Below are 13,699 nucleotides of genomic sequence, written 5' to 3'. Positions count from 1 at the left end.
ATATGCTATCAGGCGGTCAGATAGCGGCTGCGACAAGGCCGCAGGGCGGGCAATTGCGCGCATAAAAAAGCCGAAGTAAGGTACTTCGGCTTAATATTCTGATAATAACCTGATTAGCAGGCCAATTGTTTCATTTCTTCCGGTAATGTGTTATTTCTCACTATAACTTTGCGCCCAGCTGTTCATATAATCTTCCAGCACATTCAATGGCATATCTCCATTCCCGAGCAGGGCGTCATGAAAATCTTTCAGGCTGAATTTACTACCCAGTTTTGCTGCCAGTGTATCTCTCAGTGCTTTGATCTTTAGTTCACCGGTTTTGTAAGACAGTGCCTGTCCCGGCATGGCCATATAGCGTTCCACTTCGGCAGTGGCAACCGGCTCGCTGATGGATTCATGCTGCATCATATAAGCGATGGCTTCTTCGCGCGTCATCTTGCCGGTGTGAATAGCCACATCTGTTACCAGCCTGATAGCCCGGTGAATTTCCATATTCAACGCACCCATTTTCTGGTAGGGATCTGTGTAGCAACCCAGTTGTTCTCCAAGTGATTCGCAGTATAATGCCCAGCCTTCAAAGTAAGCATAGAAGGCCGGCTGCCTCCGGAATGCAGGGATATCATTATTCTCCTGCTGGGACGCTATCTGAAAATGATGACCGGGTATTGCCTCATGGATAAAGGTGGCTTCCATGCCCTGGAAGGTAACGTTGATCTTTGTGGCGTCCGGAACCGGTACATAAAAGGTGGCCGGTATATTCTCCTGCAGGTTGCCCTTGATGTAAAAGGGACCGCCCTGCGAGGCTTCCCGGTAAGCCTCTACCCTTTTGATCACAAAAGGAGTTTTGGGCTGATGCCCAAACAATGCGGCTAATGCCGGCTGCACTTTATTGTTGATAGTACGATACGCATCCAGTACCTGTTCCGGTGTTTTAAATGGCATGAAGCGGGCATCTGTTCTCAGGTAATGAAAGAAATCAGCCAAAGAGCCTTTGAATCCCACCTTTGTTTTTATTGCCTCCATCTCCTTTGTAATACGCGCCACTTCTTCCAAACCCGTCTGGTACACCTTTTCCGGGGTAAGACCAGGAGAGGTGGTATACAAACGCAGGTAGTACTGGTAAATCCGGTCCCCTCCCGGCAGGGCGGACAGCCCGGCGTGATCCTGTGCCGCGGGAAGGTATGTATCCTTCAGGTAAACGGCCAGCTTGCGGTAAGCAGGGACCATGCTGGTGGCAATAACCCGGTGATACAAGGTGGTGATCCGTTGTTTCTCTGCGTCGGTGAATGAAGCCGGGAACTGCGACAGCGGCTTATAAAATACATTCTTAGCAGTGTCGTTATCCGCCAGTGCTTCCATCTGTGGAATCATTTGTAACACGAGTGCTTTAGGGAGTACGATACCTACACGAATACCTTTATTAAAATTGGCGATGGTGGTGTCGGTCCAGTCCATGAATGCAGTCATACGTTTTGCCCAGTGCTCATAGTCCTTTACCGTGTTAAAGGGTTGTGCGCTGCTTCCCGATCCGAATTGCGCCAGTTCCAGCGGTGTAGATACAAACTGGTTCATTGGCAGGTACTCCAGGTGCAGCTGCAGCGATTCCTGGCCGGTGGTGAGAATATCTTTCAGGATGTCGTAAGAGATCCTGTCCGGGGTATTCAGGCTGGTGCGGTCAACTTTTTTTAATGCGTCCAGGTATTGCTGATAGAATTTACCGGTAGCGGCGATATGGGAACCGGCACCGTCGTTCGACAATAGATCGTCATAACGGTGATCGCCTGCAGATGTGGCTTCTGTGGGAAATAGCTGCATGCGTTCATTATAGTAGTGATCAAATAGCCGATGCAACTTTTCATTGTTCTGTTGCGCCTGCGCAACGGTAACATATAGTGTGCTTGCTATGAGCAGCAGGAACAACTGCACTTTTCTTTTTTTAGACATAACCGCTTTGTTTACCGGACAAAGCTAGTAAGCGGGAAGTTCTGAAAATTGTATAAAATTAGCCTCCCGTCAGATGTTCCTGTATTGCTTCGGAAGCAGACCGGTTACATGACGGAATGTTTTGGTAAAGTGCGCCTGATCTGTAAACCCGCACTCATAGGCAACTTCAGTCAGCGAATATTTGCCGTGCTTTATTAAGGGAAACGCGCGTTCCACTTTCATCCGTCTCATGTATTCACCTGCCGAGCAGCCAAAGTACCGGGGAAAGTGCTTTGAAATGGTAACGGGATGAAGCTCCAGGTGGGCGGCCAGCAGGGAGAGTGACAACGATTGGTTCCAATAATCATTCATCACCGTCTTTATCTTTTTCGTCCATTCAGGGAAACAGGCGTCGCCTTCTTTAGCGGGATGCACCAGGTTAATACACAGCTGGTCTATTGCCATCCGCGAGTCCGCATCATCGAGGTAATGCTCTTTCATAATCCTGATAAGCCCACCCGTATTAAGTTGGTGGCTGTTTTCAAACATCAGCGACGACGAAGGAAGTGATAACCCGAATGTATTGAAAAATGTAGCGTCCAGTTCAAGATTAAATATCCGTGTGCCGGGGCGGTAATCAACGTTCTGATGTGCGATACCGGGATAGTAATACAGTCCCTTTCCTGCATATTGTATGTCGGAACTACCGTTCCGGATCTCTTTACTTCCGCCTGCCAGTATATGAGAGAAATGAGGGTTGGCATGATAGTGATATGCGGAAGACGTATCAGGTACAAATGCGGTTTCGCTGGTAATGATATTACCAAAGGTCCGTTCCTTTATTTTTGTACCAACATACGTACCTTTTTCGTATTGAACCGGCTTATTCATGATCATGTCATAAAGTTAATATATACTGCCATCAGCCGGCAAGTTACTGTCGCCAACGATATTACTCAAATAATTTTCGTTGCTATTTTCGCGGCCAGGTCATCCAGGCTGGTAGTTCCGGTATTGCTGAGTATAAGCATGGTTGCGTCTTCTTCCAGGATGTGAAACAACATACTCTGTGCGCCCATTATCCGGCCGGGTCTTTTTACTATGGTATAATTTTTTTTGTTGATCGTGTAGTCTTTGTATACCCATACGCCATAGCCATATTCATCAAGACCGGGAGCGAACATCTCATTTAAAGATGCCTGCTTCAGGAGCTTGCGGCCAAAGAGTGCATTTGAGAACAGCAACAGGTCGTTGGCATCGGAGTACATGGCGCCTGCGGCGTACCAATTTTCCATATATACCGGTAAATCGGGTACCAGTTTTCCCAGATCATCCCTGATGAAATAAGTATCTGCCAGGCCGGTAATAATATTTTGCTGATACAATAGCCCGGAGTTATTCATGTGCAGGGGCTTTAAGATCTTCTCCGTCAGCACCTGGTCATAGGTTTTATGGTAGATTCTTTCTATAATTTTCCCTAATACAATATAATCCGCGTTGTTGTAGTCGAATACTTTGCCTGGCTCGTTTACAGGTTTATCGCTGCAATAGCGGGTTAAAAGTTCGTCGGTGGTAAAAGGGTGCTGATATACGGGAATGCCATTTTTCAATGCGCTTTCTATTGATTTTACGGTATCAATATTGGGCATTCCTGACGTATGATTTAATAACTGCCGGATGGTTATTTTATTACCGCCTTCTCCTGTATAGTCGGGCAGATAGTCGATAATATGTTTCGTTACATCTATCTTTCCCTCTTCAGCCAGCTGCATGATAAGCACGGAGGTAAACAACTTTGTGACAGAGGCAATTTTATACTTTGTTTTAATGGTGCTGGGTACTTTAAACGGAAAGTTGGCCAGGCCAAAACTCTTTTGATAAACTATTCCTGATTTCTTCTTAATAATTATCGTCCCGTTAAAATTGCTGCTTTTTGTTATCGAATCAATAATATGGCTGGCACCTGGAAATTGTGCAAACAGGGAGTTGAACAATAAAGAGCAGATAAATAGTGATACGAATCGTTTCATTTGGGATAATTTAGCGAAGACATTACATGTATCACTAATTTATCAATATCTGGTGGCAGAAAAAAATATAAAATATTTACGGTCAACTCACCTCCTCTTTTTTCAGTGGTCTTAATATCAGCCGGAGCGACTGGTCCTTTGTAAAGTAGGCCACCACCCAATTGTAGAGTGTTTTGAACCGGTTGCCGTAACTGATCAGGAAGGTGAGGTGGATGAAAAGCCAGATAAACCAGGCGATAAAACCTTTGAAGTGGAGTTTGGGTTTGGGGATGTCTGCCACAGCTTTATTGCGGCCTATAATAGCCATATTGCCTTTATCATAATAACGGAAAGGCTTACGGTTTCCGTGTTTTGCGAGCGCCACAAAGTTATCTGCCAGGTGGCTGCCTTGTTGTATGGCTACCTGTGCCAGTTGGGGATGTCCGTCGGGGAAAGCGGGATCAGTAGTTTGAATACAGATATCGCCTATGGCAAAAATATCCTTCATTCCTTTTACTTCGTTGAACTCATCTACTATCAGTCTTTTCCCGCGGCCATAGCATTCCGCCGGGATGCCTTCCGTGATGGTAGCCGTTACGCCGGCTGCCCATACCACGGTTTTGGTGGCAATGGTTTCTCCATTGGAAAAGATCACGGTATCATCTACATAATCTTTTACCTGCATACCCAGCTTTATTTCCACGCCCATCCTGATGAGCGCATCGTAGGCATCCAGCTGCGACTGCTCACTCATGGCGGCCAGTACTTTGGAGATACCATCTACGAGGTAAATATGCGATTCATATCCTTTCCCGGCTATTTCGGGATAATCTTTCGGAACAACTTCCCTTTTTAATTCCGCCAGTAAGCCGGATACTTCCACACCGGTAGGACCACCGCCTACCACCACGATGGTGAGCAGCTTTGTTCTTTCCACCGGATCGGTGGTAAGCGCCGCCTTTTCCATTATCTGCAGAAAGTGGTTGCGTAGTTCCAGTGCATCATTCACTGTTTTCACCGGCTTTGCATTCCGCCGCACGCTTTCCATTCCAAAATAATTGGTAGCAGTGCCAAAAGCCAGTACCAGGTAATCGTATTTCAGTTCAGTGGTGGAAAGCACCACCTTTTTTTCTTCCGGTATTACTTTCAGAAATTCCCCGATCACAAAACGGGCGTTTTTATTTTTACGCAGCAGTTTCCTGAACGGATAGCTGATATCTGTAGGATCTAAAAAGCCCATGGATACCTGGTACACCAGCGGCGGGAAGTAGTTATAATTATTACGGTCAACCAGTGTAACGGTATACTCATCGTTGCGGGCCAGTTTCCTGACCAGGTTAATGCCTGCAAATCCACCGCCGATAATGACAATATGTTTCATAATATGAACTTTTACCTGTGTTATAAAACAGCCGGACGACCATTTTGTTGCTGTATGGTGAGCAACAACAACCAGGCCACCGGAAAAAATGCAGTAAAAAATACCCCTTCCTTTAATGTTATGGAAAATTCCGGGAGATGATTGTTCCGACTGCTGCCGCGGAATGCCGGTTCCTGTCCACTACTCCCTGATTTCATGCGGCTGTAAAATTAATTGTCAATTTGACGATTAATAAATAAAAATTACTATTTTCAACCGGGATACCGGAGCGGGAACACCTGTCCACCCAGCTCCCCATCCTTTGGATAAATTTCACGTTATAATCTGTTATATGAAAAAGATATGCCTGTTCATCAGTATCTGCGCGGCCTCCACTGCATGGGCGCAGGTAAAGGACTACCCGGTTAAATCGGTCAACTTCACGGCGGTACAACTCACAGACAGTTTCTGGCTGCCACGCCTGCGTACAAATCACCTGGTTACCATTCCTGCCTCGTTTGAGCGCTGTGAAAATACAGGCCGGGTAAAGAACTTTGAAATGGCAGCGGCCCATTCGGGTAAGTTCTGTACCACCTTTCCGTTCGACGATACCGACATCTACAAAACAATTGAAGGAGCTTCCTTCTCCCTGAGCCTTTTCCCGGACAAAAAGCTGGACAACTACATCGATTCACTGATCGTTAAAGTTGCCAATGCGCAGGAAAAAGATGGCTACCTGTATACCGCCAGAACCATTAATCCCGCGGCGCCGCATTCATGGGCCGGACCGGAAAGATGGGTAAAGGAACGCGAAGGGAGCCATGAGCTGTACAACGCCGGCCACTTGTATGAGGCCGCTTTTGCACATTATTATGCTACGGGAAAGAAAACGCTGCTGAACATCGCCCTCAAAAATGCCGACCTGGTATGCAGTGTATTCGGCCCGGGAAAAAAGCATGTAGCGCCGGGTCATGAAATTGTGGAAATGGGACTGGTAAAGCTTTACCGGATCACCGGCAAGCCGGCGTACCTGGAAACAGCGAAATTCTTTATTGAAGAACGCGGTCGCTATACCGGCTATGACAGCAACAGCAAAGATCCCTGGAAAAGCGGAACTTACTGGCAGGATGATAAGCCGGTTACCGAACAATATGAAGTAGAAGGACATGCCGTGCGGGCTGGTTACTTATACGCTGCTATGGCCGATGTAGCCGCATTAACCGGCGATAAAAGCCTGCTACAGGCAGTAGATACCATCTGGCAGAATATGGTTACCTATAAAATGTACGTACAGGGCGGACTGGGCGCCGTACCCTCCGGGGAACGGTTTGGCGACAACTACGAACTGCCCAACACCACCGCTTATAATGAAACCTGTGCGGCCATTGCCGGTGTGTACTGGAATTACCGCATGTTCCTGCTGCACGGGGATGCAAAATATATGGATGTGCTGGAGAAGATGTTATACAACGGACTCATCTCAGGTTTGGGACTTGATGGCAAATCTTTCTTTTACAGCAACGCCATGCAGGTAAAAAATTCCTTTTCACACAAACACCTGGAACCCGAACGCGCCGGCTGGTTTGAATGCTCCTGCTGCCCTACCAATCTTACCCGCCTGATCCCTTCTATTCCCGGTTATGTGTACGCGCAAAAAGATAATAATGTATACGTGAATCTTTTTGTTGCCAGTCGCGCTACTTTGAAAGTATCCGACAACACCGTTTCCATTAACCAGCAAAATCAATATCCCTGGAATGGCGACCTGGTATTTAACATCTCCCCTGCCAAAAAGCCGGTGGCATTTAATTTCCTGGTACGCATTCCCGGATGGGCGCAGAATACAGCCGTTCCTTCTGGTTTATACACCTTTGCCGGCAACAATACCCCGCTGCCTGTTATCCGTGTAAACGGTGTGCCCGTTACTTATAATATGGAAAAAGGATACGCTGTGATTGCGCGGACCTGGAAAAAAAATGACCGTGTAGAAGTAGTGTTACCAATGGAAGTAAGAAAGATAAAAGCAAATGAAAATGTGAAAGACGATGCCGGCAAAGTAGCCCTGCAACGCGGACCTATTGTTTATTGCGGCGAATGGGCCGATAACAATGGCAGTACCAGCAATATCATCATTCCTTCCGATGCTGTTTTCGCTACCGCGTGGCGGCCGGAACTGCTGAATGGCGTAACCGTTATCAGCAGCCAGGTACCGGCAGTGCATGTGAGCAATAACGGGCTTACTGTTTCCACCACGCAACAAACATTTACCGCCATCCCTTACTACGCCTGGGCCAACAGGGGTAAGGGAGAAATGATGGTATGGTTTCCGGAGAAGGTAAATGATATTGATCTGCTCACCAGTAAACAGGAAGAAAGGATTATTTCGAAGTAGCTGCCTGTATAATTCTTCTTCTTACATTCGTTTTGTTATGAAGCAGAATAAATACGACGATCCGTTATTTTTTGAGAAGTACAGCCAGATGCCCCGTTCTGTTGGCGGACTGAATGCGGCTGGCGAGTGGTATGTGCTGCGTAGTATGATTCCCGGGTTAAAAGATAAGAAGGTGCTGGACCTGGGTTGCGGTTTTGGCTGGCATTGCCGCTATGCGCGTGAGCAGGGTGCGCAGTTTGTGGTGGGAGTGGATATTTCTGCCAGGATGCTGGAGCGGGCGCGGGCTACTACACATGATACAGCCATCGAATACCGGCAGCAGGCTATTGAAGATATTGATTTTCCAGACGGCTCCTTTGATGTGGTGATCAGCTCCCTGGCACTCCATTATGTAGCGGCTTACGAGGTGGTTTGCCGGAAGGTATTCCGGTGCCTGGCTGCCGGCGGCACTTTTGTGCTTTCTGTGGAGCATCCTGTATTTACCGCGCTTGCGGCGCAGGACTGGTACTACGATGAACAGGGGCAGCGCCTTCATTGGCCGGTGGATAACTACCAGCAGGAAACCCTGCGGCAAACCCGCTTCCTGGATACCGATGTGGTGAAATATCACCGCACCGTAGCCACGTTGCTGAATACACTGATGGATGCCGGCTTCCGTATTACCACTATCGCGGAGCCGCAACCCACTGCCGAAGTAATAGCGGCCTATCCTGAAATGAAGGATGAAACGCGCAGGCCCATCTTTCTTTTGGTAGCGGCAGTGAAACCGGTATAGCCTGTGAATCAACGGGTTCCTCTTTCTCCCAAAATATATTTTTCATTTTATACCAAATGGTATATTTTTGCTGTGTCAAAAGAAAGAGGGATATGAACAAGGCAGAGAAAACAAAACAGTTTATTGTGGAGATGACGGCCCCTGTTTTTAACGAGAAGGGCTACACCGGTACTTCTCTGAATGATATGACGAATGCCACGGGGCTGACCAAAGGAAGTATTTACGGCAATTTCGCCAGTAAAGACGAAGTAGCCCTGGCATGTTTTGATTACAACCTGAAAAAGGTGACCAGCATTATCCGGCAGGAAATGGACAAAAAAAACACCTGCAGGGACAAACTGATGGTGTATGTGCATATTTATGAAAACTTCCTGAAACACCCGTTTCCCGCCGGCGGATGCCCCATCCTCAATACAGCGGTTGAAGCAGACGACACGCATCCTTTATTAAAACAGAAAGCAATTGATGCCATTCTTTCGTGGAAGGCCGGTATTACCGGGTTGATCGAAAAAGGAAAAGAGAAAGGGGAATTCAGTGAAGATGTAAATGCAGAACAAACCGCTCTCACGATGATCGCCACTATTGAAGGTTGTATCATGATTGCCAAACTAACCGGTAAAATGAATTACCGCAACGCCATTATGCAGTCGGTCGCAAAAATGGTGGACGCACTTTAACTCAAATTTTTTCTTTATAAATATACCGATCGGTATATAAAAACAATACACATGAAAACAACAGGAAATACTGTACTTATTACCGGCGGCAGCGCAGGTATCGGACTGGAAATAGCCCGGCAATTATCCCAACAGGGTAACCAGGTAATTATCACCGGCAGGGACGCCGCCCGCCTGGAAAAGGCCACGCAGCAACTGCCGGGTGTAAAAGGCATCGTGAGCGATGTAACCAGCGATAAAGCGGTAGCTCAACTGGTAGCCACCCTGCAGGAGGAATATCCGTCTTTAAATATCCTGATCAACAACGCAGGCCGCGCATTTGCCTATGAGTTGTCGGAAAACGCGAATGCAGCGGGAAAGGCAGTCGAAGAAATGGACACTAACTTCTTCGCCGTGATCCGCCTCACAGAAAAATTATTGCCGTTACTCAACAAACAGCCGGAAGCCGCCATTGTAAATGTAACATCTATCGTTGCCTTTGCACCCGGCGCACGGATAGCCACGTACTCAGCCACCAAAGCTGCCCTCCGCTCCTACACCCACTCTATGCGGGTAACGTTTCCCAAGCTGCACATCTTTGAACTGATGCCTCCTTTGGTAAACACCGATTTATCACAGGACATCGGCGGTAGTAAAGGCATCCCTCCTTCACAGGTTGCCACCGATCTTTTAACTGCACTCGCAAAAAATGACTATGAAATCCGTGTAGGCGATACCGAACAGATTTACCAGTTATCGCTCACCAATCCTGCAGCAGCACTTGCCGCTATGAATAGTAACGGCGAATAAAAAATTTATCTAATAATATACCAAACGGTATATTAAATAACAGCAATGAAACGGACAGTACTGATCCTGGCGGTGATTACAGCTGCCATCATGGAGTTGATAGACACCTCCATTGTAAACGTAGCCTTATCGCATATGAGTGGCAACCTCGGCGCCACGCTGGAAGATACCTCCTGGGTCATTACTGCCTACGCCATTGCCAACGTAATCATCATTCCCATTACCGGCTTCCTCGCCGCGAAACTGGGCCGACGCAATTATTATATCGGCTCCATCATCGCCTTCACCTTCTTTTCGCTGATGTGCGGACAAGCCACCAACATCTGGATGCTGGTAGTATTCCGTTTCCTCCAGGGCATTGGCGGCGGCGCGCTGCTGTCGGTATCGCAGGTGATCATCTTTGAACAGTTCCCCAAAGAAAAACAGAATGTGGCCAGCGCACTCTTTGGTGTAGGCGTGTTTATTGGTCCCACGATAGGCCCTACCCTCGGCGGCTACATCACCGAATTTTATTCCTGGCCCTGGATCTTTTACATTAATGTACCGATAGGTATCACCGTGGCAACGCTTTGTTATATACTGCTCAAAGAACCCGGTAATGTGCCACCGGCCAAACGCATCGACTGGACCGGGATCCTGCTCCTCGCCATTGGCGTGAGCGCATTGCAAACCGTATTGGAAAGAGGGGAAACCGACGACTGGTTTGAAGCGCCCTACATCACCTGGCTTTCTGTGATCGCTACTTTTGCCATCATCATATTTGTGTGGTGGGAGCTACGGATCAAAGACCCGGTAGTAAACCTGCGCGTACTGAAAAGCAGGAACCTGAGCATTGCCGCAATATTGACATTTGTTTCCGGCATGGGTATTTTCAGCTCCGTTTTCCTGACGCCGGTATTTGCACAGCGGCTGCTTAATTTCACACCGCTGCAAACGGGGATGCTCCTGTTGCCCGGCGCGTGTTTAGCCATAGGTGGACTAATCATCTCTGCACGGCTGCTGCAGCGCGGCGTATCGCCGGTGTATCTCATCGTGGCGGGGATGGGGTTATTTATTCTTTTCAGCTGGCAGATGTCGGCGCTCAACCAGGACGCCGGCGCGGCCACTATAACTACCTCCCTCATCTGGCGGGGCGTGGGGCTGGCACTGGTAACAGTGCCGCTTACCACCCTGGCCGTGTCATCACTGGCGCCGGCCGATATTCCGCAGGGAGCAGCATTAAATAATATGATGCGGCAACTGGGCGGCTCCTTTGGCATTGCAATGGTGAACACCTATCTCGCCAACCGGAATGCACAACACCGGTCGGATCTTGTAAGCAATCTCACTACCGATAACCCCGCCGTAGCCAACCGGCTAAACAGCTACGCGCACTTCTTTCTGAGCAAAGGCGCCACGGCAACCGATGCACATCATAAAGCCCTGAAGCTGCTGGATAATTCAGTGGTAAAACAAAGCACCCTGCTGAGTTTCAGCGATGCTTTCCTGCTGGTAGGTATTATATTTATTGCGGCGCTTCCTTTGCTGTTAATGGCCTCTGCAAAGAAGAAAAAAACGGCCAATGTAGTGGTGATGGATCACTGATATTATCTTCTTCCCCAAACCGGAATTGCCCACCTGACAGGGTACCACGATTTTTTTGTACTTTGCAAGCTACATCTTTATCGATCACACCTGGTAATCCGTCTATTTTTATAGCTGGATTAACGGAGATAGCGTGATATTTAATTTTAAGGGGAACTGGATACACACGGATGAATAATGACACAGTACATGAAACTGCACTTTTCCACCAAATTGCCGGTGGGGATGAATCTGCATTTGAAGCATTATTCCACCTGTATGTGCCTAAGATCAAGCCGGTAATTGCCCGTATTATACAGGTAGAAGGGCCGGAGAAAGACATCATACAGGAAATATTCCTGGGCATATGGCTCAGCCGGGAGAAGCTGACAGAAGTAATGGTTCCCCACAACTGGATCTTCAAAATGGTGTATCACCGCTGCTACAGCTGGTTGCAGAAACAGGGCGTGCGGAATAAAGCCAGCCAGATCATTACCCGTGAAAGCACTGATCACTCCAATCTTACCGAAGAAAATATTGCTTTTTCTGAAACGGCGCTGCTGGTAAAGCAGGCCATCCTTCAATTGCCGCCGCAGGCGCAAAAGATCTACCTGCTCAGCCGGGAGAAGGATCTTAAAATTGCGGAAATTGCCAGTGAGCTGCAACTCTCGCCGCAAACCGTTAAAAATTCCCTGGTCCGTTCCCTCAAATCTATCCGCGAATACCTCACCAACCAGGGTATCATCCTCCCGCTATTCCTGCTTGCATGGGGTGTTTTATATTTTTCTTAACTTTTTTTTGAAAGACATAGGTACTCTTTGGCTGCTTACGGTACGTATATGCAGGGGACTTTCTGCAACCAGGCAGTTCCCGGCGATATCAACTGAATTCCGAATGCTTTAAAACGAGGCCGTTGTCCACATCAGAAAGACTAACATACTTATTGGAACAGGTACGGCTGCACCGTGCCACCACCGGGGAGTACAGGGAACTGTTGCAACTGATCAGTGAGGATGATTCGGGGGAAATAGTCCGGCAGCTGGATGCATATCATGCCAACTGGCCGCTGGAAGCTGCTGCCAATGCGGATTACGACCGCACCTACTGGCAGCAGGCCGTAAAAGAAATACTGGATGCCGATAAACTTGTGCAGCAGCCGGCAACACTGCCTGCCAGGAACCGGGTCTATTTTCTGCAACGCTACTGGTGGGCTGCCGCCTGTATCGTTGTTTTAGCAACCGGCGCTTATTACCTCTCAAAACAAACTCCTCCTCCGGCTGTAGTGGCCACTTCACCGGTAAAAGACATTGCACCGGGCGGCAACAGGGCGGTACTCACCCTCTCTGATGGCTCCCAGATACCGCTCGACAGCGCAGGCAACGGCGTATTGGCGCAACAGGGCAATACCCGGATCACCAAACTGAGTAACGGCCAGCTCGCCTACAATGGCACCGGCAGTGCGGAGGATAAGATACTATATAATACCATGAGCACCCCACTGGGTGGACAATACCAGCTTATTTTGCCTGACGGCACCGGCGTATGGCTGAATGCCGCCTCTTCTATCAGCTATCCCACTGCCTTTACCGGCAATGAAAGAAGTGTAACCGTTACCGGTGAAGCGTACTTTGAAGTGGTGAAAAATGATAAGATGCCTTTCCATGTAAAGGCCGGCAATACTACCATCGATGTACTGGGCACACATTTTAACATTAACGCCTATAAAGACGAAGCCACTATCAATACTACATTGGTGCAGGGGGCTGTGCGGGTAAGCGTGCAGCAGCAGCAACAAATGCTGAAGCCCGGACAACAAGCCAGGGTAGCCGCAAAGGGGCAGTCGATCCAGGTGCTGGACCATGCCGACCTGTCGGAAGTACTGGCCTGGAAAGCAGGGTTCTTTTCTTTCAATGATGCAGATCTTCCTACAGTAATGCGCCAGCTGTCGCGCTGGTACAACGTAGAAGTAACATATGAAGGCAACATTCCTCAACGGGTATTCACCGGGGAAATAGGCCGGAACCTCACCTTATCGCAGGTGTTAAAAGGACTCACAAAAACAAGGATTAAATATAGAATTGAGAATGGTAACCGGATCGTTATCCAACCATAGTTATGAACAATGAAAAATATGGAACAATGAAAAAATCAAAGCTATTGCCAGCGGCGTTCTATGCGCATTGAATAAAAAACCGGGGCTGAGATTGGCGT

11 protein-coding genes are annotated in these 13,699 nt (G+C 48.1%); 7 read left to right on the top strand and 4 right to left on the bottom strand.

The annotated features are described in order from the left end of the window. Nucleotides 1-150 precede the first annotated feature (150 nt). From PV783_RS11090 to PV783_RS11075, 4 genes are all read right to left on the bottom strand, one after another. Nucleotides 151-1,944 carry a DUF885 domain-containing protein gene (locus PV783_RS11090; protein ID WP_420987997.1) on the bottom strand — a complete coding sequence of 598 codons (1,794 nt, stop codon included), beginning with the start codon at nt 1,942-1,944 and terminating at the stop codon, nt 151-153. A gap of 69 nt (nt 1,945-2,013) precedes the next feature. Next, nucleotides 2,014-2,820 (bottom strand): helix-turn-helix domain-containing protein, encoded by an 807-nt coding sequence (locus PV783_RS11085; protein WP_420987996.1) that lies wholly within the window; start codon nt 2,818-2,820, stop codon nt 2,014-2,016. 59 nt (nt 2,821-2,879) lie between these two features. Beyond that, on the bottom strand, nt 2,880-3,953 hold the full coding sequence (locus PV783_RS11080; RefSeq protein ID WP_420987995.1) for a serine hydrolase domain-containing protein: 1,074 nt from the start codon (nt 3,951-3,953) through the stop codon (nt 2,880-2,882). An 82-nt stretch (nt 3,954-4,035) separates the two neighbouring features. Then, complete coding sequence (locus tag PV783_RS11075) at nt 4,036-5,313, bottom strand: NAD(P)/FAD-dependent oxidoreductase (protein ID WP_420987994.1); 1,278 nt, start codon at nt 5,311-5,313, stop codon at nt 4,036-4,038. Nucleotides 5,314-5,644: 331 nt separating this feature from the next. On the opposite strand from PV783_RS11075, the gene PV783_RS11070 reads away from it, so the two are divergent. From PV783_RS11070 to PV783_RS11040, 7 genes are all read left to right on the top strand, one after another. After that, a complete protein-coding gene (locus PV783_RS11070) occupies nt 5,645-7,684 on the top strand; it encodes a glycoside hydrolase family 127 protein (protein ID WP_420987993.1) in 2,040 nt (679 codons plus the stop codon). 37 nt (nt 7,685-7,721) lie between these two features. Further along, nucleotides 7,722-8,459 carry a class I SAM-dependent methyltransferase gene (locus tag PV783_RS11065; RefSeq protein WP_420987992.1) on the top strand — a complete coding sequence of 246 codons (738 nt, stop codon included), beginning with the start codon at nt 7,722-7,724 and terminating at the stop codon, nt 8,457-8,459. A gap of 92 nt (nt 8,460-8,551) precedes the next feature. After that, a complete protein-coding gene (locus PV783_RS11060) occupies nt 8,552-9,136 on the top strand; it encodes a TetR/AcrR family transcriptional regulator (RefSeq protein WP_420987991.1) in 585 nt (194 codons plus the stop codon). 51 nt (nt 9,137-9,187) lie between these two features. Then, a complete protein-coding gene (locus PV783_RS11055) occupies nt 9,188-9,925 on the top strand; it encodes an SDR family oxidoreductase (protein ID WP_420987990.1) in 738 nt (245 codons plus the stop codon). 45 nt (nt 9,926-9,970) lie between these two features. Beyond that, complete coding sequence (locus PV783_RS11050; RefSeq protein WP_420987989.1) at nt 9,971-11,509, top strand: DHA2 family efflux MFS transporter permease subunit; 1,539 nt, start codon at nt 9,971-9,973, stop codon at nt 11,507-11,509. 170 nt (nt 11,510-11,679) lie between these two features. After that, a complete protein-coding gene (locus PV783_RS11045; protein WP_420987988.1) occupies nt 11,680-12,279 on the top strand; it encodes a sigma-70 family RNA polymerase sigma factor in 600 nt (199 codons plus the stop codon). Nucleotides 12,280-12,401: 122 nt separating this feature from the next. Beyond that, nucleotides 12,402-13,601, top strand: coding sequence for a FecR family protein (locus tag PV783_RS11040; protein WP_420987987.1), 1,200 nt, complete (start codon nt 12,402-12,404; stop codon nt 13,599-13,601). The last annotated feature ends 98 nt before the right edge of the window (nt 13,602-13,699 follow it).

The sequence above is a fragment of the Chitinophaga sp. CC14 genome (assembly GCF_048957795.1).
Classification (GTDB): domain Bacteria; phylum Bacteroidota; class Bacteroidia; order Chitinophagales; family Chitinophagaceae; genus Chitinophaga; species Chitinophaga ginsengisegetis.
The sequence above is the reverse complement of the archived record's forward strand: the minus strand, read 5'-3'. Positions and strand labels throughout refer to the sequence as shown.